The 23,359-nt window shown below is 70.4% G+C and carries 29 protein-coding genes; 16 read left to right on the top strand and 13 right to left on the bottom strand.

The features are described 5' to 3' along the window. Positions 1-44 precede the first annotated feature (44 nt). Positions 45-1,223 (top strand): MFS transporter, encoded by a 1,179-nt coding sequence (locus tag OG570_RS06995; protein WP_326956008.1) that lies wholly within the window; start codon positions 45-47, stop codon positions 1,221-1,223. A gap of 51 nt (positions 1,224-1,274) precedes the next feature. On the opposite strand, the gene OG570_RS06990 is transcribed toward OG570_RS06995, so the two are convergent. Continuing rightward, complete coding sequence (locus OG570_RS06990; protein ID WP_326956007.1) at positions 1,275-1,868, bottom strand: HhH-GPD-type base excision DNA repair protein; 594 nt, start codon at positions 1,866-1,868, stop codon at positions 1,275-1,277. A 64-nt stretch (positions 1,869-1,932) separates the two neighbouring features. Next, positions 1,933-2,712, bottom strand: a complete 780-nt coding sequence (locus tag OG570_RS06985; protein WP_326956006.1) for a helix-turn-helix domain-containing protein — start codon at positions 2,710-2,712, stop codon at positions 1,933-1,935. A 49-nt stretch (positions 2,713-2,761) separates the two neighbouring features. Between OG570_RS06985 and OG570_RS06980 the strand changes: the two genes are divergently transcribed. Next, on the top strand, positions 2,762-3,175 hold the full coding sequence (locus OG570_RS06980; RefSeq protein ID WP_326956005.1) for a DUF2000 domain-containing protein: 414 nt from the start codon (positions 2,762-2,764) through the stop codon (positions 3,173-3,175). A 132-nt stretch (positions 3,176-3,307) separates the two neighbouring features. After that, positions 3,308-3,814, top strand: a complete 507-nt coding sequence (locus OG570_RS06975; protein WP_326946110.1) for a hypothetical protein — start codon at positions 3,308-3,310, stop codon at positions 3,812-3,814. Positions 3,815-3,862: 48 nt separating this feature from the next. Here OG570_RS06975 and OG570_RS06970 read toward each other — a convergent pair whose 3' ends face one another. From OG570_RS06970 to OG570_RS06955, 4 genes are read right to left on the bottom strand one after another with little or no spacing between them, the layout of a single operon-like run. Next, entirely contained in the window at positions 3,863-4,570 is a 708-nt protein-coding gene (locus tag OG570_RS06970) for a hypothetical protein (protein ID WP_326956004.1), read from the bottom strand. After that, a complete protein-coding gene (locus OG570_RS06965; RefSeq protein WP_326956003.1) occupies positions 4,567-5,166 on the bottom strand; it encodes a class I SAM-dependent methyltransferase in 600 nt (199 codons plus the stop codon). Before OG570_RS06965 ends, OG570_RS06970 begins: the two co-directional genes overlap by 4 nt. A gap of 10 nt (positions 5,167-5,176) precedes the next feature. Then, the gene (locus OG570_RS06960; protein ID WP_326946113.1) at positions 5,177-5,557 is read right to left on the bottom strand and encodes a DUF2203 domain-containing protein; all 381 of its coding nucleotides are present in this window, start codon (positions 5,555-5,557) and stop codon (positions 5,177-5,179) included. Positions 5,558-5,582: 25 nt separating this feature from the next. Further along, positions 5,583-6,092, bottom strand: a complete 510-nt coding sequence (locus OG570_RS06955; protein ID WP_247060728.1) for a hypothetical protein — start codon at positions 6,090-6,092, stop codon at positions 5,583-5,585. Between the two features lie 258 nt (positions 6,093-6,350). Here OG570_RS06955 and OG570_RS06950 point away from each other — a divergent pair, with 258 nt between their 5' ends. Together OG570_RS06950 and OG570_RS06945 are read left to right on the top strand one after the other, a co-directional pair. Then, positions 6,351-7,574, top strand: coding sequence for an NADP-dependent isocitrate dehydrogenase (locus tag OG570_RS06950; RefSeq protein WP_247060730.1), 1,224 nt, complete (start codon positions 6,351-6,353; stop codon positions 7,572-7,574). A 201-nt stretch (positions 7,575-7,775) separates the two neighbouring features. Continuing rightward, positions 7,776-8,075, top strand: coding sequence for an SH3 domain-containing protein (locus OG570_RS06945; RefSeq protein ID WP_326946115.1), 300 nt, complete (start codon positions 7,776-7,778; stop codon positions 8,073-8,075). A gap of 9 nt (positions 8,076-8,084) precedes the next feature. Here OG570_RS06945 and OG570_RS06940 read toward each other — a convergent pair whose 3' ends face one another. The 3 genes from OG570_RS06940 to OG570_RS06930 all read right to left on the bottom strand — a co-directional run bounded on the left by OG570_RS06940 (position 8,085) and on the right by OG570_RS06930 (position 10,366). Continuing rightward, complete coding sequence (locus OG570_RS06940; RefSeq protein WP_326946116.1) at positions 8,085-8,633, bottom strand: permease; 549 nt, start codon at positions 8,631-8,633, stop codon at positions 8,085-8,087. A 79-nt stretch (positions 8,634-8,712) separates the two neighbouring features. Continuing rightward, complete coding sequence (locus OG570_RS06935) at positions 8,713-9,297, bottom strand: TetR/AcrR family transcriptional regulator (RefSeq protein ID WP_326956002.1); 585 nt, start codon at positions 9,295-9,297, stop codon at positions 8,713-8,715. A 325-nt stretch (positions 9,298-9,622) separates the two neighbouring features. Next, positions 9,623-10,366 carry an MBL fold metallo-hydrolase gene (locus OG570_RS06930; RefSeq protein WP_326956001.1) on the bottom strand — a complete coding sequence of 248 codons (744 nt, stop codon included), beginning with the start codon at positions 10,364-10,366 and terminating at the stop codon, positions 9,623-9,625. A 165-nt stretch (positions 10,367-10,531) separates the two neighbouring features. On the opposite strand from OG570_RS06930, the gene OG570_RS06925 reads away from it, so the two are divergent. After that, positions 10,532-11,338, top strand: coding sequence for an exodeoxyribonuclease III (locus OG570_RS06925; protein WP_326959913.1), 807 nt, complete (start codon positions 10,532-10,534; stop codon positions 11,336-11,338). On the opposite strand, the gene OG570_RS06920 is transcribed toward OG570_RS06925, so the two are convergent. Continuing rightward, positions 11,335-11,808: a cupin domain-containing protein gene (locus OG570_RS06920; RefSeq protein ID WP_326956000.1), complete on the bottom strand. Its 474-nt coding sequence runs from the start codon at positions 11,806-11,808 to the stop codon at positions 11,335-11,337. The two genes, OG570_RS06925 and OG570_RS06920, sit on opposite strands and share 4 nt — an antisense overlap. A 65-nt stretch (positions 11,809-11,873) precedes the next feature. On the opposite strand from OG570_RS06920, the gene OG570_RS06915 reads away from it, so the two are divergent. Continuing rightward, the gene (locus OG570_RS06915; protein WP_326955999.1) at positions 11,874-12,371 is read left to right on the top strand and encodes a MarR family winged helix-turn-helix transcriptional regulator; all 498 of its coding nucleotides are present in this window, start codon (positions 11,874-11,876) and stop codon (positions 12,369-12,371) included. A 54-nt stretch (positions 12,372-12,425) separates the two neighbouring features. On the opposite strand, the gene OG570_RS06910 is transcribed toward OG570_RS06915, so the two are convergent. After that, positions 12,426-13,163 (bottom strand): chitinase, encoded by a 738-nt coding sequence (locus tag OG570_RS06910; RefSeq protein WP_326946120.1) that lies wholly within the window; start codon positions 13,161-13,163, stop codon positions 12,426-12,428. A 467-nt stretch (positions 13,164-13,630) separates the two neighbouring features. Here OG570_RS06910 and OG570_RS06905 point away from each other — a divergent pair, with 467 nt between their 5' ends. From OG570_RS06905 to OG570_RS06875, 7 genes are read left to right on the top strand one after another with little or no spacing between them, the layout of a single operon-like run. After that, positions 13,631-13,990, top strand: coding sequence for a hypothetical protein (locus tag OG570_RS06905; RefSeq protein WP_326946121.1), 360 nt, complete (start codon positions 13,631-13,633; stop codon positions 13,988-13,990). A 46-nt stretch (positions 13,991-14,036) separates the two neighbouring features. Further along, a complete protein-coding gene (gene trpS, locus OG570_RS06900) occupies positions 14,037-15,068 on the top strand; it encodes a tryptophan--tRNA ligase (protein WP_247060740.1) in 1,032 nt (343 codons plus the stop codon). Continuing rightward, on the top strand, positions 15,065-15,583 hold the full coding sequence (locus tag OG570_RS06895) for an ATP-binding protein (RefSeq protein WP_326955998.1): 519 nt from the start codon (positions 15,065-15,067) through the stop codon (positions 15,581-15,583). Before trpS ends, OG570_RS06895 begins: the two co-directional genes overlap by 4 nt. A 45-nt stretch (positions 15,584-15,628) precedes the next feature. Then, entirely contained in the window at positions 15,629-16,642 is a 1,014-nt protein-coding gene (gene yhjD, locus OG570_RS06890) for an inner membrane protein YhjD (RefSeq protein ID WP_326946123.1), read from the top strand. 56 nt (positions 16,643-16,698) lie between these two features. Continuing rightward, positions 16,699-17,805, top strand: a complete 1,107-nt coding sequence (locus OG570_RS06885) for an acyl-CoA dehydrogenase family protein (protein WP_326955997.1) — start codon at positions 16,699-16,701, stop codon at positions 17,803-17,805. Between the two features lie 8 nt (positions 17,806-17,813). Then, positions 17,814-18,815 (top strand): NADP-dependent oxidoreductase, encoded by a 1,002-nt coding sequence (locus OG570_RS06880; RefSeq protein WP_326955995.1) that lies wholly within the window; start codon positions 17,814-17,816, stop codon positions 18,813-18,815. Beyond that, positions 18,812-19,258, top strand: a complete 447-nt coding sequence (locus tag OG570_RS06875) for a winged helix-turn-helix transcriptional regulator (RefSeq protein ID WP_247060745.1) — start codon at positions 18,812-18,814, stop codon at positions 19,256-19,258. Before OG570_RS06880 ends, OG570_RS06875 begins: the two co-directional genes overlap by 4 nt. Here the strand turns inward: OG570_RS06875 and OG570_RS06870 are convergent. Continuing rightward, complete coding sequence (locus tag OG570_RS06870) at positions 19,255-20,502, bottom strand: D-alanyl-D-alanine carboxypeptidase family protein (RefSeq protein WP_326955994.1); 1,248 nt, start codon at positions 20,500-20,502, stop codon at positions 19,255-19,257. The two genes, OG570_RS06875 and OG570_RS06870, sit on opposite strands and share 4 nt — an antisense overlap. A 43-nt stretch (positions 20,503-20,545) precedes the next feature. Here OG570_RS06870 and OG570_RS06865 point away from each other — a divergent pair, with 43 nt between their 5' ends. Both OG570_RS06865 and OG570_RS06860 read left to right on the top strand, forming a co-directional pair. After that, complete coding sequence (locus tag OG570_RS06865; RefSeq protein WP_247060748.1) at positions 20,546-20,782, top strand: SCO4848 family membrane protein; 237 nt, start codon at positions 20,546-20,548, stop codon at positions 20,780-20,782. A gap of 77 nt (positions 20,783-20,859) precedes the next feature. Continuing rightward, complete coding sequence (locus OG570_RS06860; protein ID WP_326955993.1) at positions 20,860-22,254, top strand: S8 family peptidase; 1,395 nt, start codon at positions 20,860-20,862, stop codon at positions 22,252-22,254. Positions 22,255-22,327: 73 nt separating this feature from the next. Here OG570_RS06860 and OG570_RS06855 read toward each other — a convergent pair whose 3' ends face one another. Next, on the bottom strand, positions 22,328-23,293 hold the full coding sequence (locus OG570_RS06855) for a hypothetical protein (protein WP_326955992.1): 966 nt from the start codon (positions 23,291-23,293) through the stop codon (positions 22,328-22,330). Positions 23,294-23,359: the final 66 nt, after the last annotated feature.

Here is a 23,359-nt window from a genome sequence, read left to right as displayed (position 1 = left end):
ACGTTCGTCGAACCAATCGCCTGCTTCGCTTTGGGGGCTCCACCATGTCCGCACCCTCGTCATCGAGGATCTCCGTGCTCGCCTTCGGCGCGTTCGGCGTCGGGACCAGCGGCTACATCGTCGCCGGGCTGCTGCCCGCGCTGACCGGCGAGCTGCACGTCTCCGCCACCGCCGCGGCGCAGCTCGTGACCGCGTTCGCCATCGCCTACGCGATCGGCTCGCCGCTGTTCGCCGCCGTCACCGGCACCTGGGAACGCCGCACGCTGCTGGTCGCCGCGCTCGTCGTCACCGCGGCCGGCAACCTGTTCGCCGCGCTCGCGCCCGGCTACGGCACGCTCCTTCTCGCCCGGGTCGTGACCGCGATCGGTGCCGCGGTGTTCACCCCGGCGGCCAGTGCCGTCGCGGCCGAGCTGACCAGCCCCGAACGCCGGGGCCGCGCGATCGCGCTCGTGTTCGGCGGCCTGACCGTCGCGCTCATCTTCGGCGTGCCGCTGGGCAGCCTCATTTCGCAGCACCTCGGCTACCGGACGGCGTTCGCGCTGGTCGCCGTGTTCTCCCTGGCGAGTGCGCTGGCCGTGCGGCTGGCGCTGCCGTCGGTCGCCGCGCCGCCGCGGGTCACCCTGGCCGAGCGGTTCGCCGCCGGCCGCGACCCGCGCGTGCTCGTCATGCTGGCCGTGACGGTCCTCGGCTGCCTCGCCGCGTTCATGGTCTACACCTTCGTGTCCCCGCTGCTGGCCGCGACCGCGGGCGTCCACGGCACGGCGGTCACGGTGCTGCTCTTCTGCTACGGCGTCGGCGGGGCGGTCGGCAACTTCGCCGGTGGCCGGGCGGCCGACCGCTGGGGTTCACGCGCGCCGCTGCTCGTCGTGACGGCCGGGATCACCGTCGTGCTGGCGCTGCTGCCGATCACGACGACGACGCCGATCGCGGCCGGCGTCACGCTGTTCGTGTGGGGCGTGGCGACGTGGTCGTTCAGCCCGCCGGTGCAGCACCGCCTGATCGAGCTGGCCCCGGGCCACGCGGGCCTGGTGCTCTCGCTCAACGCGTCCGCGATCTACCTCGGCGTCGGCCTGTCGGGCGTCGTCGGCGGCGCGGTCCTCGACTCCGCCGGCCCGCTGGTGCTGCCCGAAGTCGCCGCCGCGCTGACGCTCGTCGCGCTGCTGCTCGTCAGCATGGCGTGGGGCCGGGTCCGGGAACGCCGTGAAGAGGTCGCCGTCGGTTAGCAATCGGCGTCCCCGCGTCGGTCCACTTCGGACAGTGCGTCGAGGTGGTGGTTACGCGGGTGAGACGGGTTCGGCCGCGGCGGCCTTGGCGGCCTTCTTGAACGCGCGGACCTGGGCGAGCGACTGGGCGTTGGTGACGTCCGCGATGGACCGGTGGGACCCGCGGTCGCCGTAGGCGCCGGCCGCTTCGCGCCAGCCCTTCGGCGCGACGCCGCGCTGCTTGCCGAGGAGGGCGAGGAAGATCTTCGCCTTCTGCTCGCCGAAACCGGGCAGCGCGCGCAGCCGCTTCAGGACCTCGGGACCGTCGGGCTTCGGGCGTCCGGCGGTCCAGAGCCCTTCCGCGTGGCCGTCGTAGTTCTCGATGATGTGCTCGGCGAGCGCGTGGACGCGGCGCGCCATCGACCCGCCGTAGCGGTGGATGGCGGGCGGCACGACGCACATCTCGACGAAGGTCTGGACGTCGGTCGCGGCGATCTTGGCGATGTCGAAGCCGTCCATCCGGTCGGAGATCTTCCGCGGGCCGGCGAACGCGTGCTCCATGGGGTACTGCTGGTCCAGGAGCATGCCGACGAGCAGGGCGAAGGGATCGTCGTTGAGCAGCTTGTCGGCCGCGGGGTCGCCGGTCAGGTGCAGTTCACGCAGCATGGGGCCATTTTGACACAAGCGCCGTCTCCGAACGTGCTCCGTCGCGCGGGTTCGCCCGGGCCGGTCAGCGCGTCTTCGAGTACCGCGCCGGCGTCGTGCCCAGGTAGCGCTTGAAGTGCCGCGTCAGGTGCGCCTGGTCGGTGAAGCCCGCGGCCGTGGCGACGTCGGCGGCGGGGGTGCCGTCGAGCAGCAGCCGCCGCGCGCGGTCGACGCGGCGGCCGGTCAGGTAGCGGTGCGGCGGCAGGCCGAACCGCGCGCCGAAGCAGCGCACGAGGTACGCGGGGTGCGCGCCGAGCGTCTCCGCCGCTTCGGCGAGCGTCATCGCTTCGGGCAGCTTCGCGTCGAGCAGGTCGCGCAGCTCGTCGGCGAGGCCGCGCTTCGGTTCGTGGGCCGCGGGTCGCCCGAGGTGGGTGCGCAGCCGGTCGGCCACCAGCACGAGCCGGCTTTCGGCTTCGAAGGCGTCACCCGCGTCGGCCAGGGACTCGTGCAGCTGGTGGATCCGGGTGCGCAGCAGGCCGTCGGCGAGGCTCGGGCGGTCGACCGCGGCGCCGATCAGGTCCTCGCCCAGCACCGGCGCGTCCAGGTACAGCACGCGCTTGCGGAAGCCGTGGCTGGTCGCGGCGCGCCCGTCGTGGGCGACGTTCGGTGGCAGCAGCGTCACCGCCGGGCCGAGCGCGCCGTGGTGGTGGCGGTCGAGGTCGTAGCGGATGACGCCGTCGTCGACGATCAGCAGCGTCCACGTGTCGTGCGTGTGCAGCGGGTAAGCGTGGGTGGTGAACCGCGCGTGGAAGACCTCGGCGATCCCCGGGACCGCCGGCCGCCAAGCCGAGACGCGCGCCTCCATGTCAAGAACGTACAAGACGCGGGCGTCGGCGGCGGGCGACGCTTTCCGCATGAGTTCCTTCGACACGAAGATCGCCGTCCTGCTGCGGGACGACCTGGCGTCCTGGCAACGGCTCAACGTCACGGCGTTCCTGGTCAGCGGCATCGCACACGTCACGCCCGAGCTGATGGGCGAGCCCTACGAAGACGCCGACGGCACGGCGTACCTGCCGATGTTCGGCCAGCCGGTGCTGGTCTTCTCCGGCACCGGGGACGTCCTGACCGCGGCGCACGGCCGCGCGCTCGGCCGCGGCCTGCGCATCTCGATCTTCACCGACGAGCTGTTCCACACGGGCAACGACGACGACAACCGGGCCGCGGTCCGCGCGGTGCCGGGGGAGAAGCTCGCGCTGGCGGGCCTCGCGGTGCACGGCCCGAAGAACGCCGTCGACAAGATCCTCAAGGGCGCGTCCCTGCACCGGTGAGCGGAACACCGGAAACGGTTGCAAGGCCCGGCGAAAAGTGGCGAACCGCGCAAACCCGGCGCGCGCCGGGCGGCCGGTGCCATCATCGCCTTCAGTGCCGCGGGAGGCGGCCCTGACTGGGGAGGTTTGTTGATGAAATCCTTGCTGCGCACCGGTGTTCTCGCCGCGTCCACGCTGGCGCTGGGTCTCGCTTTCGTGCCGGTGGCGTCGGCGGATCCGGTGTCGACGGTCGCGTACACCTCGGATGACGGCGCCTGGCCGCTGAAGAGCTTCGCGAACTACAGCGGACCCGGCGACGAGATCCGTGTCTGGGTGAACGAAGGCATCCTGAAGATCGACGTCCAGTCCGGCTTCGAGGACCTGCGGGTCGAGCTGAGCGCGCCGGCGGGCGAGACGCTGCACACCGGGACCTACACGGGAGCACGATTCCGCTGGTCGTCGGACCCGGCCACGGCGAACCCGGGTTTCTTCACGGTGACCGGCGGCTTCGCCTGTGGCGACGACTACGCCGAGTTCACGATCGACCGCCTCGACCGGGCGGCCGACGGCAAGGTGACGGACCTCGACGCGACGTTCGTCCAGCACTGCGGCACCCCGGACGGCCCGGCCACCCACGGCGAGGCGCACTTCCACGCCTGAAGTCCCTGAGGGGCACCCTCAGGGCGCTTAGGTCCCTGAGGGTGCCCCTCACGGCACGAGGCGCTCCAGCGGCGGCAGCGCCCCGGTCGTCAGCCAGGTGACCCAGTCGGCCGGGGCGACTACGCAGTTCCCGCACCACACGCGGCTCGCGCTCTCGGCGGCGAGCAGCCGGACGGCCTGCCACAACTCGTCGTCGGCGTCGTACCGCTCGAGGGTCACGCGGTCCCCGGCGGTCCGGCAGAAGACACCGGTGCGGGACGTCGCCAGCCGGTCCCGGCGCTGGATGAACCAGCCGTCGGGATCGGCGGGCGTGCCCGCGTCCCCGCCGAGAATCCGCCAAGCCACCGTGGGGCCGAGCGCCTCCTGCCACCGCACGGGATCCAGCGGGGCGGTGAGCCGCAAGGTGCAAGCGTTTGCGCTCGGTTTCGCCAGCACCGGACGACGGTCCGTCCGCAGCAGCGTCAGCTCGAACGCGGAAGCCGTCACGCGAATCCGGAGGGGCGCGAAGAACTCGACTGTCGTCAGCCCGTCGGCTTCCCAGCACGACGGCTCTTCCATCGTGTGGTCCGCGGCCGGCGGTCCGGCCATCGTCAGTTCGCCGCGGTCGGTACTCAGCTCGTAGATCTCGAAGACGGAAACCTCACCGGGCACGAACCGTCCTCCGGTGTGCGCTTCCAACCGCAGCGAGACGCGGCTCCCGTCCGTCGTGACCGCCGTCAGATGGCCGTCGGCGAACCGCGCCAGGTCAAGATTCACGGAGCTGTCGCGTGCACCACGAACACGCTCCGCGTCCCGACCGCGAACGTCGTCGCCGAGACGTCCACGAACCCCGCGGCCAGCGCCGCCGCCTCGGCTTCGTCTGTCGGGAACGTGAGGTCCCGCGGGACGAACGCCTCGAACTGCCTCGACGGCCGGAACCGCAGGCCCGACACCACCGAGAACGCCAGCCGGCCGCCCGGGCGCAGTACGCGGCGCCAGTCGGCGAAGGCCACCGCGCCCAGGAAGTGCAGCGAGGACGCGCACAGCACGACGTCGGCCGTGTGGTCCTCGGCCGGCATCGGGACCGCCGGGCCGGCCTGCCACGTGATCACCCCCGACGGGTCCTGCGACGGCGCCTTCGCCTCGGCCCGCGCGAGCATCGCCGGCGAGAGGTCCACGGCGAGCACCCGCGAGGGCTTCAGCCGCAACGCCGCGTACGCCGCGAAGCCCGTCCCGCACGCGACGTCGAGGACCAGCTCAGGCCCCTCCGGCAGGGGTAGGACCAGCGCTTCCGCCACCGAAGCGTGGAAGGTGTCTTCGTCGTAGTTCTCGGCTGTGCTGTCGAAGAAATCGGCTCTGGTGTCGTGGTCCACAGCACCCAACCTAGCCGGGCGGACCAGCGGTTTTCAGTCGCCGACGGCCCGCGAACCCCAGATCCGTGCGGTGGTACCAGCCCAGCTCCGGATCGCCCTCCAGCCAGCACAGCAGGACGTCGACGCCGTCCAGCTCGGCCGGGAAGTCGACCAGCAGCGGCGCGAAGCCCTTGAGCTCGGCGCCGGTGTGCTGCACCGTCGTCATCAGGTCGTCGAGCCGGGCCTGCGCGGCCTTCCACTCGGGCAGCCCGCCCAACACCGTCGCCCGGCCACCCGGCCGCAGTGACGCGGCGAGCTCGGCCGCGTCGGCGCGGACGCGCACCAGCTCGTCGAGGACCGGCCGCAGCCGCGCCAGTTCGTCACACGCTTCCGCGACGGTGAACAGTCCCATCCGCCGATTTTGCCATCGGCGAGCGTCAGGCTTCGCGGCGCCGCCGGACCAGCGCGTTGGCCAGCCCGCTGCCGACGAGCAGGAAGCCGACCCCCAGCAGCCCGCCGATGAACAGGAAGTCCATGACGCCGTAGGCGATGTCGCTCTTCGGCATCAGGTTCACCAGCTTGAAGCCCCATTCGGGCACGGCCATCGCGGCGACGCCGGGCAGCACGCCGTAGATCAGCCCGCCCAGGATCGGGCCGGCGGCGGACAGCGCGCCGAGCGCGGCGACGAGCAGCAGCAGGATCGCGCCGCCGGCCAGGAGCGCGATGCCGAGCGGGTCGCGGTTGGTGCTCAGGGTGGCCTGGATCAGCTGCTGCTGCCGCAGCCCGCCCCAGCTCAGCAGGCCCAGCGCGACCGGGGTGAGCAGGAGCCCGCCCAGCGCGCTCACCAGGTGGGCGACGCCGCGGCGCGGCCGTTCTTCGAGCACGTCCGGGGTGTCGTCGTAGTCGTCGTATTCGTCTTCGTATTCGGCGTACCGATGGGTCGACATGGCCGTCACCTCCCGCATGATGAGTTCACGGATGGCATCGTGCCCTGGTTCACCCCATCGGCGCGACGATCGCTCGGCGAGCGGTCGGATCGGGTGACCGGCAGGTCGTGCCCGGTGATCCCGGCCACAATCCACGGGTGGAGACTTGATGCCGACCACTACTTGAACCATCCAGCTGCGTCAAGCAGTACGCTTGTACCGCTACCGGCGAGACGTAGAAGAAGAACGCGAAGATCCGCGGAAGGAGCACCGCTGCTCATGGCCAAGATCAAGGTCCAGGGCACCGTCGTCGAACTCGACGGCGATGAGATGACCCGCATTATCTGGCAGTTCATCAAGGACAAGCTGATCCACCCGTACCTGGACGTGAACCTGGACTACTACGACCTGGGTATCGAGGAGCGGGACCGCACCGACGACCAGGTCACCATCGACTCCGCGAACGCCATCAAGAAGCACGGCGTCGGCGTCAAGTGCGCCACGATCACCCCGGACGAAGCGCGCGTCGAAGAGTTCGGCCTCAAGAAGATGTGGCTGTCCCCGAACGGGACCATCCGCAACATCCTCGGTGGCGTGATCTTCCGCGAGCCGATCGTCATCCAGAACATCCCGCGGCTGGTGCCGACGTGGACGAAGCCGATCATCATCGGCCGGCACGCCCACGGCGACCAGTACAAGGCGACCAACTTCAAGGTCCCCGGCCCGGGCACGCTGACCATCAGCTACACCCCGGACGACGGCTCCGAGCCGATGGAGTTCGAGGTCGCGAAGTTCCCCGAGGGCGGCGGCGTCGCCATGGGGATGTACAACTACAAGAAGTCGATCGAGGACTTCGCGCGCGCCTCGCTCCAGTACGGCCTCGACCGCGGCCTGCCGGTGTACCTCTCCACCAAGAACACGATCCTCAAGGCCTACGACGGCCAGTTCAAGGACGTCTTCGAGGAGATCTTCCAGGCCGAGTTCAAGGCCGACTTCGACGCCAAGGGCATCTCCTACGAGCACCGCCTGATCGACGACATGGTCGCCGCGGCGATGAAGTGGGAGGGCGGCTACGTCTGGGCGTGCAAGAACTACGACGGTGACGTCCAGTCCGACACGGTCGCGCAGGGCTTCGGCTCGCTCGGCCTGATGACGTCGGTGCTGCGCACGCCGGACGGCCGGACCGTCGAGGCCGAGGCCGCGCACGGCACGGTCACCCGGCACTACCGCCAGCACCAGCAGGGCAAGCCGACGTCGACGAACCCGATCGCGTCGATCTACGCCTGGACCCGCGGCCTCGAGCACCGCGGCAAGCTGGATGGCAACCAGGAGCTCATCGGCTTCGCGAACAAGCTGGAAGAAGTCGTCGTCGAGACGGTCGAGTCCGGCCAGATGACGAAGGACCTGGCGCTGCTCATCAGCAAGGACCAGCCGTTCCAGACGACCGAGGAGTTCCTCGCGACGCTGGACGACAACCTGGCCAAGAAGATCGCCCAGGGCTGATCGATCGGACGAAAGCCCCCTTCCCGGAATGTCGGGAAGGGGGCTTTTGCGTGGTTCGGCCGAGCACACTGCGTAACCATCGGAGGGCCTTGATTGGCGCCTCCGGGTGGTTACGCCGCCCGGCGCTATTCGTCTGGGTAAAGGATTGCCTACCCTGGCGTGCAGGACGGGATTCGTGGTGAAGGAAGGCGTGGTCCTCGTATGTCGAAGAAAACGCTGATCATCGTCGGTGCCATCGTCGCGGTCATCGTCATCTACGCGTTGAACACGAACAAGCAAGCGTCCGCCGGGGCGTCGGCCACCGGCTGCAAGGTCACGGTGATCGCGGACGTCCTCAACGCCCGCGAATCCGCCGACGGCAACGCGAAGGTCGTCGGGAAGTACCTGCGTGACGCCCAGTTCGACGCGCTGCCGGGTGTCCAGAACGGCTTCCGGAAAGTGGCCGACGACAAGTGGGTCGCTGCCGCGTTCACCGAGCCGGTCGCCGGGTCCGCCTGCTGATCGTCCCGGTCAGACGCCCAGGAGGTCGGTGCCGAGGGTGATGACGCCGCACAGCGCGGCGGTCAGCCCCAGCACCCGCGCGCGTTTCGGGTCGCGCTTGGCCGCGGCGCGCCAGTAGAGGCCGATGCCGACCACCAGCATCAGCAGTTCGACGACGGCCGAAACGGCGGGCAGTCGCCAGAGCCCGAAGCCGAACGTCGGCAGGTCGCCCGCGTTGCCGGGCAGGATCGGCAGGTCCGCGCGGTGCACGACGAGGTCGAGCAGCCAGTGCGAGAACACGACGCCGCCGAGGACCAGGCCGGCTTCCCGGCCGAGCCGCCACGCGGCGACGGCGCCGAACAACGCGGCGAGCACGAGCGCGCCGACGAGGGAGTGCGTGTAGTCGGCGTGGATGACGCCGCCGCCGTACCCTTCGCCGTCGATCGTCTCGACGCCGGACAGGTAGAGCGGCACGAACACGACGTCCAGCCACGCGGTGGCGAGCATGAGCGTCCACACGGGAATGGCCGGGCGGCCGGCCTTGACCGCGGCCGCCAGCCCGAAGTGCCCGGCGATCATCGGCGGGCCGCCGTCCAGGGGAAGCGGGCGTCGAGCACACCGAGCCCGACGGTGAACAGGAGCACGGCGATGATGAAGGTCATCGTGGATTCTCTTTCTCTGCATAGGTTTTGAGGCCTTGGACGAGCATGGTCTTGAGGACTTCGAAGCTCTCGTCGACGTCTTCGGGCCGCCCGAAGCCGCCGGAGGCCTCGAGCCCGGCGAAGCCGTGGACGGCGGCGCGAAGACAACGCGTCGCGTGCACGGCCCGCGCGTGGTCGAAGCCGAAGGGCCGGAGCACGGCGAAGACGACCTCGGCGACGGCGTGGGTCGCGGTGCTCAGTTCGACGTCCCCCCGGTCCGGATCGGCGGTGAGCGCCCCGGTCCGGCGCGGGTGTTCCCGCAGGTAGCCGCGATAGCCGTCGGCGAGCGCCCCGACGGCTTGGTCCCCCGCGCGCCCGGTGGCGGCGGTGCGCAGGACGTCGGCCATCTCCTGAACCACCCGCAGATCGACGAGCCGCCGCAGGTCGGCGAGGTTCTTGACGTGCTTGTAGAGCGAGGGCGCGGCCACCCCGGCCCGCTCGGCGACCTTGGCGAGGGTCAGCTCGTCGGGCCCGTGCTCGTCGACGAGCACGAGCGCGAGGTCGACGACGGTCTTGGTGGTGAGCCCGGCCCTAGGCGACATGACTCTGGCTACTTGGCATAGCTTTAAAGCTAAGGCTCGTAGCTTATGGCGTCAAGGCGCGTTTTTTGTCGGTGGTGGGTGTTAGAACTGACCCCATCGGAAACCGCAGGTCGGCGAGGGGATTGCCGAGGGAGGAGGGGTTGGCTGGGTGATTGGGTGCGCCACAGCGGCGGCGGTGTCCGCGGAGTCTCCAGGGGGAGTTTCGCGGGCGCATGAGCCGGCTGAGCGGCGGCCGGGAATGGCGGCACACCGAGCTGGGGAGCGCGGGGTGCTCGCGTAGGTCGTCCGGGGGAGGATCGAGCCCGGGGACCGTGCCTGACGGGGGTCAGAGCACGACGGTGAGATCCTCCTCCGCGACCAGCACTTCCCCGTCGAACTCGGCGCCGGCCTCGGCTGCCGCCGCGACTCGGTCGGTGCCCGGCCAGAAATGGGTGAGCAGGAGCCGTCGGGCGCCGGCGGCTGCTGCCCAGTGGCCGGCCTCCGCCGCGGTCAGCAGGAAGCGGGGGCCGTCGGGTGGCGTCCGGTGGGTGGCGTCGCTGACGAGCAGGTCCGCGTCGCGGCCCAGGTCCGCCAGCACCGGCGACGGGCCCGTGTCGCCGGTGTACGCCACCGTCAGCCCGGGCGCGGTGAGCCGCACGCCGAAGCTCGGCAGGTGGTGCGGCAGCGCGAACGTCGTGAGCCGGAACGGTCCGAGCGTCGTCGGCTCGCCGAGGTCGTGCACCTCGAACAGCTCGCTCGGGTCCGGGCGCGGCTCCAGCGCTTCGAGCCGCCGGACGGTGCCGGGCGTGCAGTGCAACGGCAGCCGCGGCCGGTCGGGCGACCGATCCTGGACGGTGAAGTGCCAGGCTCGACCGAGCGCGCTCACATCCGCGCAGTGGTCGGGGTGTTCGTGCGTCACGACGACGGCGTCGGGCAGCCGGTCCCGGCTGTGCGCGAACAACCGCGAGGCGGCGCCGTACCCGAGGTCCAGCACGACGCGGAATCCATCGTGTTCGAGCAGGAACCCGGTGCACGCCCGCCCGGCCTCCGGGAACGCCCCGCAACTGCCGAGCACCGTCAGCTGGCTCATGCCCGCAGTCTGACAGAGCGGTCGCGTCCCTCGCCCTGATTTCGCCGCCCGGAACACGGCGCGCGCCCGAAGGCCGCCATGCCCGCGACCGCCGACGCCGCGCCAGGCCGCGAAACACCGCACACCCGACCCGGCGCCACAGCCACCCGCACCCCGGCCGGTAGCGTGCTGTTCGTGCTGACCGTCTCCACCGTGAACGTCAACGGCCTTCGCGCCGCCGCCAAAAAGGGCTTTGTCGAGTGGCTTGCCGCCACCAAGGCCGACGTTGTCGCCTGCCAGGAGGTGCGCGCCACCGCGGAGCAGCTTCCCACGGGCGTCGTCGACCCCGATGGCTGGTTCGCGGCGCACGCTCCCTCCGCCGCGAAGGGGCGCAACGGCGTCGCCGTTTACAGCCGTGTGGAGCCCGATGCGGTCCGCGTCGGTTTCGGGGAGCCCGAGTTCGAGGACAGCGGGCGCTACCTCGAGGTCCACCTGCCGAAGGTCGTCGTCGCGAGTCTCTACCTGCCCAGCGGGGACGTCGGTACCGAGCGCCAGGACGAAAAGGAACGCTTCATGGCCGCGTTCCTGCCCTACCTCGTCGAGCTGCGGGCCAAGGCCGCCGCGGATGGGCGGGAGGTCGTCGTCGTCGGGGACTGGAACATCGCCTACGACAACGCCGATCTCAAGAACTGGCGCGGCAACCGCAAGAGCTCCGGTTTCCTGCCCGAGGAACGCGAGTGGCTCGGCCGCGTCTACACCGAGGCCGGCTACGCCGACGTCCAGCGGCGCCTCGATCCCGACGGCCCCGGGCCCTACACCTGGTGGTCCTACCGCGGCCAGGCCTTCGACAACGACTCCGGCTGGCGCATCGACTGCCAGCTCGCCACCCCCGGGCTCGCCGAGAAGGTCGTGTCCGTCGTCGTCGAGCGCGCCGCCGCCTACGACCAGCGCTGGTCCGACCACGCGCCCGTCACCGCCACCTACGACATCTAGGCCGCGCGGGCCGCGCGCCAGGTTTCGCTGTCCACGAAGTGGTTGTCGAACCGCTCCTGCGACGCCAGGATCTCCGCCGGTGACGCCTCGCCGCGCCGGATGCGGTCGATCATCCGGAAGTACTCGAACCGCTCGACGCCGGGCGTGAACACGATCAGCACGTCCGCGCCGGACCGCGAAGACGCGCCGAAGGCGTGCGTCGTGTGCGGCGGCACGAACAGCATGTCGCCCGTCCGCACGGTCACCACCTCATCGTCCTGAAGGACCTCCAGCTCCCCGTCGAGCATGAAGAACATCTCCGCCGACGCCGTGTGGAAGTGCGGCGTCGCGCCGTCGCGCCCGCGGCCCAGCGACGCGCGGTTGGTGCTCAGGTGCCCGTCCGTCCGGGAGACGTCGGCCAGCAGCGTCATCGTGTCGGGCGTGGTGCCGAGCTGCTCGGCTTCGTCGTGGCGTACCAGCAAGGTTGTCATGCCGGAGATGGTTCCACGGCTGATAGTTCGCTGTCAAACTATCTGGGAGCGAATAGACTGCCCGCGTGACTGACGAAGACGCCGTCGACGCCGTGGTGTCGGCGTGGGCCCGCGAACGGCCCGAACTCGACCTGACCGCCATCGGCGTCGCCGGCCGGCTCAGCCGGCTGAGCCTCGTGCTCGGCCCGGCGCAGGAGCGCGTCTTCGGCAAGTTCGGCCTGCAACGCGGGGAGTTCGACGTCCTGGCCGCGCTGCGCCGCTCCGGGAAGCCCTACACCCTGATCCCGTCGGAGCTGTCCGCGACGCTGATGATGTCCCGCGCCGGCATGACGAGCCGCCTCGACCGGCTCGAAGCCGCCGGATTCGTCGAGCGCACGCTCGACCCGAACGACCGCCGCAGTTTCCGCATCCGCCTGACGGACAAAGGTTTCGAGGTCGTCGACGCGGCGATGACCGAGCACACCGCGAACGTCACCGAGCTGCTCTCTTCGTTGCGGGGCAAGGAACTCGGCCTGCTCGACGACGTCCTGCGCAAGCTGCTGCGGGAGTACGACACCCCGTGAACGCGAACAGGGCCTCCCCGCGGGGGAAGGCCCTGTTCGCCGCGCCGGAGAGAGTCAGCAGGACAGGTTGTCACCCGTCGGCACGCCGAGGATCCCGGTGATCTGCGTGTACTTGTCGACCCGGCTCTGGACCTGCGCCGGGTTGCCGCCGTTGCACTCGATGGACCCGTTGATGCTGCGGATGGTCTCGCCGAAGCCGCGCTGGTTCACCATCGCGTCGTGCGGCGTCATCGTGCCCGGGCCGGTCTGGGTGTTCCAGTACCAGAGGCCGGTCTTCCACGCGACGGCCGCGTCCTGTTCGACCAGGTACGGGTTGTTCAGCAGGTCGATGCCGAGCGAGTCGCCCGCGGCCTTGTAGTTGAAGTTCCAGCTCAGCTGGATCGGGCCGCGGCCGTAGTAGGCCGCGGTGCCCGCCGGGCAGCCGTAGGACTGGCTGGTGTCGCAGTAGTGCGGGTAGTTCGCGGTGTTCTGCTCGACGACGTAGACGAGACCGCCGGTCTCGTGGTTGACGTTGGCCAGGAACGCGGCCGCTTCCTGCTTCTTCACGGTGTCGTCACCGGTGTTCGCGAAGCCGGGGTACGCGTCGAGCGCCGCCGTCAGGCCGCTGTAGGTGTAGAAGCTGTTGCGGCCCGGGAAGATCTGGTCGAACTGGGCCTCGCTGACCACGAACGCGGCGTCCGAAGTGGCCGGTGCGGCGGACGCGGTCGCGGTGGGGAGCACGACGGCCGCGGCGGTGGCGGCGAGTGCGCTCACCGCCACTCCGGCGAGCTTCAGGAACCGTGGGATCGACATGCTGGGACTCCTCTGGGTGTCATGCCGGTCGTGCGCGGTCCGACCAGGCCGTGAATTTCTTTCGGAGTTACGTGAAGAGGTATAGACCAATCACCAACGAGTGAAACGGGGTCACGGCGAAGAGGCCGCGATCGGAGCAGTGCGAACTGCGGCAAACGGCAGAACGTGAGGTGATGTTGCGATGAACGGGTGACCAGGGGCCGGACAACGATCGGTCAGCTTCTACTCTGGGTATGAGCGTTCCGTCCTCCGCAACACCGTTCGGGTGATCGCTGTGAACCCTGGGGGTGCCCGGATCGTGGTACGAGATGGGCGCTAGTCTCGGCCCCCGAGTCGAGCGGGTCTTCAGGCCTTGACACGCTCGGTAGTTTTCTGACCAGTAGCACGCAGCGTCTCACTCATTTGGGTGAGCGTTTCGCTCGTCACTCGCGGGAGGCACTCCGGTGCGCAACCCAGGTCATCTCCTGATGCGGTCCACGCTGCGCGGGTTCCGCGCCGTCGCGGTCCTCGCCCTCGTCCCGGCCGGCCTGCTGGCCGCCGGTGGGGTCGCGCTGGCCGACGTCACGACCGCGCAGGCCGACACCAACACCGACAGCTTCGGTGTGCTCGGCCCGGTCGGCCTGGTCGCCGTCGCGCTCGGCATCGTCGGCATGACGCTGGGTGTGCTGCGCCAGCGCCGCAAGACCCGCTCCACCGCCGAGATCGTCGAGGCCGTTCCGGTCGTCCCGGAGGTCACGGGCCCGGTGACGGCGCTGGCGGAGGCCGTCCTGTCCGAGCCCGACACCGGTCCGACGCGCCCGTTCCTGGCCCCGCACCCGCACGCCTGAGGCCCCTCGACGCCGTCGGCGCGTCGCGGCCTGAAAGAATCCCAGCGTGTCCGAAGAGCAGATCGCAGCCGCCCGCCGTCCGCGTGTCCTGTCCGGGATCCAGCCGACCGCCGACTCGTTCCACCTCGGCAACTACCTCGGCGCGCTGCGTCAGTGGGTGCGGCTGCAGGACACGCACGAGCCGTTCTACTGCGTGGTCGACCTCCACGCGATCACCGTCGAGCAGGACCCGAAGGTGCTGCGCCAGCGCACCCGCGTCTCGGCCGCGCAGCTGCTCGCCATCGGCATCGACCCGCAGCGCAGCGCCCTGTTCGTGCAGAGCCACGTGCCGGAGCACGCCCAGCTGAGCTGGGTCATGGAGTGCCAGACCGGGTTCGGCGAGGCCGGCCGGATGACGCAGTTCAAGGACAAGTCCGCGAAGCAGGGCTCCGACCGCTCCAGCGTCGGCCTGTTCACCTACCCGATCCTGCAGGCCGCGGACATCCTGCTCTACCAGGCGGACGCGGTCCCGGTCGGCGAGGACCAGCGCCAGCACCTGGAGCTGACGCGCGACCTCGCGCAGCGCTTCAACAACCGGCTGGGCAAGACGTTCGTCGTGCCCGAGCCGTACATCATCAAGGACACGGCCAAGATCTACGACCTGCAGGACCCGACGAGCAAGATGAGCAAGTCGGCGTCCGCCGCGAACGGTCTCGTCGAGCTGCTCGAAGACCCGAAGCGCTCGGCGAAGAAGATCCGCTCGGCGGTCACCGACACCGGCCGCGAGGTCGTGTTCGACGCCGAGAACAAGGCGGGTGTCTCGAACCTGCTGACGATCTTCTCGGCGCTCGCCGAGCGCACGATCCCGGACCTTGAAGCCGCTTACGAAGGCAAGGGCTACGGCGACCTGAAGAAGGACCTCGGCGAGGTCTTCGTCGAGTGGGTGACGCCGATCCAGGACCGGGTCAAGTCCTATTTGGACGATGTGACCGAGCTGGACAAAGTCCTCGCCGCGGGCGCGGAACGCGCTCGTGAGGTGGCCTCGAAGACGCTGGCCAAGACGTACCAGCGGATCGGGTTCCTGCCGCCGGTGCGGTGAAGCTCATCCTGCTCAACGGCCCGCCGGGCAGCGGCAAGTCGACGCTCGCCCGGCGCTACGCCGACGACCACCCGCCGGCGCTGGCCCTGGACGTCGACCGCGTCCGCGCGCTGATCGGCGGCTGGCGCGAGTCGCCGGGTCCGGCGGGTCTGCTGGCCCGGGACCTCGCGGTAGCCGCCGCCCGGACACACCTCGCCGCCGGTCACGACGTCGTCGTGCCGCAACTGCTGGCCCGGCCGGAGTTCGCCGAACGCCTCGAAGCGCTGGCCCGCGAGACGGGCGCGAGTTTCCACGAGATCGTGCTCCTGCCCGGCCGCGACGAGGTCGTGCGAAGAGTCGCCGAGCGGGGCTCGTCGGAGATCGAGTCGGCCGCCCGTCTCACCGAGCGGCAGGTGAGCGCCGTGTACGACGCCGTGATCGAGTTCTGCGCGCAGCGGCCCGGAATCACGGTCGTCCCGGCGGCCGCCGGTGATCAAGATCGGACCTACCAGGCCCTTCTCGCCTCCCTCACGTAGGCCGCTCGCGTTGCGGGAGTCACCCGGCGTGGTTAGCGTTTCACGGTGGCGAACGAAGAAACGAAGGAAAAGCTCCTGCCGCGGCTGCGGCGGAAGTACCCGTGGCTCGATCACCTGATCCGGGCGAACGAGGCCTTCAGCGAGCGGTACGGCAACCACTACGCGGCCGCCATCACCTACTTCAGCGTCCTGTCGGTGTTCCCGCTGTTCATGGTGGCGTTCGCCGTGGTCGGGCTGGTCGTCAACCACGACCAGACGATCATCACGAAGATCACCGACGGCATCAACAGCTCGGTGCCGGACGGCCTCAAGGAGCTCGTCAACGGCATCGTCAAGGGCGCGCTGGACTCCGGCGGCGGGATCGGGATCTTCGGCCTGCTCATCGCCCTCTACTCCGGCATCGGCTGGATGTCGAACCTGCGCGACGCGCTCACCGCGCAGTGGGGCCAGGAGAAGCAGTCGCAGCCGGTCGTCAAGCAGACGCTCAAGGACCTGGTCGCGCTCATCGGCCTCGGGGTCGCGCTCATCGTCTCGTTCGCGCTGACCGCCGTCGGCGGCGGTGTCGGGCAGTTCCTGCTCGACCTCGTCGGGCTCGAACACCAGACCTGGGCGATCTACCTGCTGCGGGCCGCGACGATCGTGCTCGGCCTGGCCGCCAACACCCTCGTGTTCCTCTGGGTGATCGCGCGGCTGCCGCGTGAGCAGGTCGCGCTGCGCAGCGCCGTCAAGGGCGCCGTGGTCGCCGCCATCGGGTTCGTCATCCTGCAGCAGGTCGGCTCGATCTACCTGGCGAGCGTCACGAAGTCGCCGTCGGCCGCGCTGTTCGGGCCGGTCATCGGGCTGCTCGTGTTCGCGAACCTCGTCTCGCGCTTCCTCCTGCTCATCACGGCGTGGACGGCGACGGCGAAGGAGAACCAGCACAAGATCGTCCAGCCGCCGGCGCCGGTGCGGCTCGAGCAGAGCGTCACCGTGCAGCGCGGGCCGGGGCTCGGCACCGTCGCGGGGGCGTTCGGCGCCGGGGCACTGCTCGCGTGGCTGGGTGGCCGTCGCAAGTCTTGACAGCGACCCGTATGGTAAAGAAACTGAACCGGTAAGAATTCTGAACCGGAGGTTTCATGCTGGATGCCGCCCGCGAGTGCGCCGCGCTCGCCAAGACGCTCGCGCCGGTCACCGAGCGGCAGCGCGCGCTGCCCGCCGAGCTGGTCGCGAAGCTGACCGACGGCGGGCTCCTGCGCAGCGGCGTCCCCGGTCACCTCGGCGGCCCCGAAGCGCCGCCCGCCGTCAGCCTGGAGACGGCGGAGACGGTCGCGCGCGGTGACGCGTCGGCCGGCTGGTGCGTCTCGATCGCCGTGACGAGCAGCCTGCTCTCGGCCTACGCGCCGCGGAAGTGTGCCGAGGAGGTCTTCGGCGACCCCCGGACGGTCGCCGCGGGCGTCTGGGCGCCGCGCGGGACCGGCCGAAGAGTCGACGGCGGGTACGTCGTCTCCGGCCGCTGGCCGTTCTGCAGCGGAATCCCGCACTGCGACTGGCTTTTCGCCGGGTTCGTGCACGAGAGCGCGTTGTACGTCGCCGCGTTGCCGAAGACCGAGATCGAAGTGCTCGACACCTGGCACACCAACGGCTTGCGCGGCACCGGCAGCCACGACTGCGTGGCCGACGACCTGTTCGTCCCGGAGCACCGCGTCTTCTCGGTGCTGAGCGGTCCGCCGGAGGAAGCCGTTGCGCTGCATAGGTTCCCGCTCTTCGGCTACTTCGCGCTGTCCGTCGCCGCGGCCGCGCTGGGCAACGCGCGCGGCGCGATCGACGACCTGATCGAGCTGGCTTCGACGCGCAAGCCGCTCGGCTCCAGCCGGTCGCTGGCCGAGCGGTCGCAGACCCAGGCCGCCGTCGCGGAGGCGGAAGCCGCCCTGCGCGCGGCGCGGTTGTTGTTCTACACCAGCATCGACGACGCCTGGCAGGCCGCGCAGGGCACCGACCCGGTCCCGGACCGGCTCAAGCTCGGCCTCCGGCTCGCCGCGACGCACACCACGCGCACGGCCGCGAAGGTCGCCGACAGCATGTACGACCTCGCCGGCGGCGCGGCGATCTACGAGACGTCACCGCTGCAACGCCGGTTCCGCGACGCGCACACGGCCACCGCGCACTTCCAGGTCAACCCGGCCAGCTTCGAGCTGTCCGGCAAGCTGCTGCTGGGCGTGCCGGCCCGCACCGAACAGTTCTGAGGAGCCCCGTGCCCGTCAACGCCCAGTACCGCCTCGCCGCCCGGCCGTCCGGCCTGCCGAAGGACGACGACTGGCAGTACACCGAGGACGCCGTCCCGTCGCCCGGTGACGGCCGGTTCCTCGTCGAGGTCCAGTACCTGTCGCTCGACCCGGCCATGCGCACGTGGATGAACCCGGGCCGCTCGTACGTGCCGCCGGTCGGGATCGGCGAGGTCATGCGCGCCGCCGGGATCGGCACGGTCGTCGAGTCGAACCACGCCGGGTTCAAGCCCGGGCAGAGCGTGTTCGGTACGTTCGGCGTGCAGAACTTCGCCGTCTCGGACGGCCAGGGCGTCCAGGTCGTCGACACGTCCCTCGCCCCGGCGCCGACGTTCCTCGGGACGCTCGGGATCAGCGGCATCACCGCGTACTTCGGGCTCTTCGACGTCGGCCGCCCGGAGCCGGGCCAGACCGTCGTGGTGTCGGCGGCGGCCGGGTCGGTCGGCATCGTCACCGGCCAGCTGGCGAAGATCCACGGCTGCCGCGTCGTCGGCATCGCGGGTGGCCCGGACAAGTGCCGGACGCTGGTCGAGGAGTACGGCTTCGACGCCGCCGTCGACCACCGCGCCGGGAACCTCCGCGCGGACCTGAAGGAGCACGCGCCCGACGGGATCGACGTCTTCTTCGACAACGTCGGCGGCGCCGTCCTCGAAGCGGCCCTCGCCCGGCTCGCGCGCGGCGCCCGGATCGTGCTGAGCGGCGCGGTTTCGCAGTACAACAGCACCGAAGGCCCGCGCGGCCCGGCCAACTACATGCAGCTGCTGGTGCAGCGCGCGTCCATGACCGGCTTCGTCTTCTCCGACTACGCCGACCGGTACCCCGAGGCGATCGAAGCGCTGGCGGGTTGGGTGCGCGAGGGCAAGCTGAAGACGCGCGAAGACGTCGTGACGGGCGGGATCGCGAAGTTCCCCGAGACGCTGCTCAAGCTGTTCCGCGGCGAGAACACCGGCAAGCTGGTGCTGGCGCTGTGACCGACCTCCGGCACCGGTTCACGGCGGACTCGGTCGGCCGGGCGCTCGACCTGGTCGGGGAGCGGTGGAGCCTGCTCATCCTGCGCGAGTCGTTCTTCGGCGTCCGGCGCTACGGCGAGTTCGCGCGCAACCTGTCCATCCCGCGGCCGACGTTGTCCGCGCGGCTCAAGACGCTGGCCGAGGCGGGTGTGCTGGAGCGCGTCGAGGAAGTGCCGGACCGGCCGGAGTACCACCTGACGCAGGCCGGCCGTGACCTCTTCGGCGCCGTCGTCACGCTCATGCAGTGGGGCGACAAGCACCTCGCCGGGCCGGATGGGCCGCCGATCCTGTTGCGGCACAACGACTGCGGCGAGATCACCGAGACGTACGTCGCCTGCGGGCACTGCGGCGGCGCGATCGCCACCGACAAGGTGACCCCGGAGCCCGGGCCCGCGTTCCGCTAGCTGCCCGCGGCCTTCTTGCGCTGGTGCCCGACCACGAACGCGCCGACGATGATCAGGAACACCACCAGCGTGATGATCCAGCCGGTGACGCCGAACGGGTCGTCCTTGGCGGCCGCCGAAGTGGACGTCCCGCTGTTGGTCGCGGTGCTGCCGTCGGGCAGGATCGACGGCTCGCCGCTCTCGGGCGTCGCGGGCGGCTGGTAGGTGATCCGGCCGACCGGCTCGGCGTGGTCGGCCTCCAGCGCGAAGCCGTAGTCGAGCAGCTTGCCCGCCTGGTCGACGACCTTGGTCGGCTTCTGCTCGGCGCGCAGCATGACGACGGCGAGCCGCTTGCCCTGCTGCTGCGCCGCGCCGACGTAGGTGTGGCGGGCGTCGTCGGTGAACCCGGTCTTGCCGCCGAGGAAGCCCGGGTAGACGCCGAGCAGCTTGTTGTCGTTGTACACCGGGATGGCCGGCTTCCCGCCGGCCGGCGGGATCTCGAAGTCCTTCGTCGCGACGGCCTTCGCGAACTCCGGCTGCTTCATCGCGTAGTGGAAGATCAGGCTCAGGTCGTAGGCCGAGGTCGACATGCCCGGCCCGTCGAGCCCCGACGGCGTCGCGGCGCGGGTGTCGAGGGCGCCGATGCGGACGGCCATCGCGTTCATCTTCGTGACGGTGGAGTCGACCCCGCCGAGCGCCGTGGCGAACGCGTGCGCGACGTCGTTGCCCGAGTGCATCAGCAGGCCGTGGAGCAGCTGGTCGACGGTGTAGCCGCCGCCGGCGACGATGCCGACGCAGGTGCACTCCTGCTCGGCGTCCTCCTTCGTCGCGACGAGCACCTGCTCGGGCTTGAGCTGGGTGACGACGACGAGCGCGAGCAGCGTCTTGATCAGCGACGCCGGCCGCTGCCGGGCGTGCGGGTCCTTCGCCGCGATGATCGCGCCGGTGTCGAGGTCCTGCAGCACCCAGGACGCGGCGGTGTTGCCGTCCGGCGGGTTGAGCGCGCCGTCCGGGGTGACGAGGCCGCACTCGGCCAGCCGCGGGCCGCCGACGGGCACGCTGGGCACCGGCAGCGCCGCGGGCGCCGCCCGGCCGGGCGCGGGCCGCTCCGACGTGTCGACCGCGGGCGGCGGCGCTTGGTGGTTCGCGCACTGCGCTCCTTGCGGCGGCGCGGCGGCCGCGAGGACCGGCGTGCCCAGGGCCAGGAGACCGGCGGTGAGCGTCGTCGTGAAGACCTTGAGCGACCGGGAGGCGACGGAGTGCACCCACGCAATCTAGCGTCGCCGCGGCCCGCGCATACTCAGGGGCATGCGGATTTCCAAGCGCACCTCGCTGTTCCTGCTGGCCTTCGGCGTGTGGTCGTGGATCATCTGGATCACCTTCGCCAAGAACCTCTGGGCGAGCGACCAGTCCTGGACGCCGGACGGCTCGCCGACCGCGTACTTCGTCGTGCACGCCGTGCTGACGGTCGTGTCGTTCGTGCTGGGCACGCTCATCGGGGTGCTGGGCTGGCGCGGCGTGCGTGCGGCTCGCGTCGCCTCCTGACTGTCGCCTCCTGACTTTGGTCGGTGGCGCCCGGTTGCCCCTCGGTTTAGGTTGACGCCACCGAACATGGAGGTGGAATGTCCCGTTTACGCCGAATGGCGGCTCCGCTGGCGCTGGTCGTCGGGGGTGGCCTGCTGGCCGCCGCGCCGGCCGCCGAGGCCGCCCCGGTCGCCTGCGACACCACGAGCACGGCCTACACGTACGTCGTGACCTACCAGCCGGGCACCCGCGCGTCGGCCGTCGACAAGGAGCTGGCCGCGAAGTGCGGCACGAAGGTGGCGTACTACGGCGAGATCGGCGTCGCGATCGCCAGCTCGCGCAACGCGGACTTCCAGCAGAAGATCGGCGTCTACCGGGCGTACTCGGGCGGCAAGGACGTCGCTTCCGCCGGTGCGGCCCGGTCGTCTCTCGGCGCGGTCCGGACGCTGGAGGACACCCAGTCGGTGGCCGCGGCCGGTGACCTGTCGGCGCAGCAGTGGGACATGAAGGCGATCCACGCGCCGGAGGCCAACAAGAAGTACCAGGGCAGCCGCGCGGTGACGGTCGGCGTCCTGGACTCGGGCATCGACGCCACGCACCCGGCCCTTCGCGCTGCGATTTCCCCGTCGGAGTCGGCGGGCTGCATCACGGGCGCGCCGGACCTGACGCCGGCGTCGTGGGCGCCGACGACGTCCGACCACGGAACACACGTCGCGGGGACGATCGCGGGCAAGGACCCGGCGGCGGGCTTCACGGGCATCGCGCCGGGTGTTCGTCTGGCGTCGGTGAAGGTCGTCAACGACGACGGCTACATCTTCCCGGAGTCCGCGGTCTGCGGCTTCGTCTGGGCGGCGAAGCACGGCTTCCCGGTGACGAACAACAGCTACTACATCGACCCGGGCATGTTCTTCTGCTCCCGCGAGCCGGGCGACGCGGCGGCGTACGAAGCGGTCCGCCGCGCGATCACCTACTCGACGCACCACGGAGTCCTGAACATCTCGGCGGCGGGCAACTCGGGCTTCGACACGACAACGCAGACCACGGACCCGAACCGCCCCCACCCGGTGGATTCGTCGTGCGGCATCCTGCCCAAGGCGATCGACGGAGTGGTGACGGTGTCCTCGGTGGGCTACGCGGGCACGAAGTCGTCCTTCAGCAACTACGGCGAGATCGACGTAACGGCTCCGGGTGGCGACTTCGCCCAGACCCCGCCCGCTGGTGCCGGCCCGGCGTGCCCGCTGTCGTCGACGGTCTTCGGCGGCCAGTACGGCTCGAAGTGCGGCACCTCGATGGCGTCCCCACACGCGGCGGGCGTCGCGGCGCTGCTGGCGTCCCGGTTCCGCGGCATCCCGCCGCAGCTGCTGTCCCGCTTCCTGACGGGCGAGGCAGACCCGGTGGCCTGCCCAACAGCCGAAGCAACGTGCTCCGGCCCGACGCGCGACAACTCCTACTACGGCCACGGCCAGGTAAACGCGCTAGACGCAGTCCGCTAACCCGGGCATAGGTCGTCATGTCGTGAGGGGCACCTTCAGGGACTGTATGTCCCTGAAGGTGCCCCTCACGGCGTTAGGCCGCGCGTTCGACCAAGAATACGGAGGGGCGTGGCCGGGCGGCTGCGGCGGTGTAGGCATCGGCCAGTTCCTGCAGGACCCCGTCCGGATCGTCTCTGAGGCTTGACGGGAGGGTTTGCACGACCTTGATGCCGGCAGCCGCGTAGCGGTTGTTCCGCCGGAGGGTCCGAGCGTATCCCTCCGGCGTGAAGTGGAACTCGAACGAATCGATCTCCCAAGCCAAGGCGATTTCGTCCCACCATGCGTCGGGACAGCCGACGTAGCCGCCGGCCGACTGGATGCCGGCGTTCCAATGGCTCGGCGGGTTCGGCAGCCGATCGGTCAGCTTCCTCGCACGCAATTCGGCGACGGAGCGGAGATCAACCCATTCCTTCAACAGCCGGCGGGGTATCGCGGTGCCCCGTTTGGTCCCTTCGTCGAGCTCGCTAGCCAGCCCGGTGGGGGAACAGTGTCCGTGTTGGACGGCTTCGATCAGCAGGTGGCCGATGGGTTCTTCCGCGCGGATGCGACGAACGGCGTCAGTGGTCGCGCGAACTAGGGGAGCGAGCGGGATTCCCTGACGAGTCCAAGCGCCGGGAAGCCGCCTCGTGCGCTCGGCGACGACGTACTCGCTGCTGAGGACCCGCTGATCGTGGGGTACCAGCAGATGTACGCCTGACGCCGGGAACTGCTCCGGCACGCGGAGTCCGTACCATCGGCAGGCCTCCGCGCCGGTGATCATCGCTCGCGATCCGCCGTAGAGCAAAGCTGCGACAACCCGCTCTCGACGAGTGGAATCGCCGTTGTGCAGCAGAACGATTCCTGGCAGCAGCCGCTGCCAGGGGCCACCGGGCAAGCACCTCCGGTAGATCGTCCGGTTGTGCATGCCCAGGGATTCCAGGTGCTGCGCCCGGATCACACCGTCCCGGGCTTGCCGTTTCAGCAGTTCGGGATGCTCATCCCAGTTTCTCCGTGTGGACATTCACCCATCGTGAGCAGTGCTCAACGACTTCCACCAGCCCTCATCGGCCCACCTGTGGACAACCCA

The sequence above is a fragment of the Amycolatopsis sp. NBC_01286 genome (assembly GCF_035982555.1).
Taxonomy (GTDB): Bacteria; Actinomycetota; Actinomycetes; order Mycobacteriales; family Pseudonocardiaceae; genus Amycolatopsis.
This window is presented reverse-complemented; position numbering and strand designations above follow the sequence as displayed.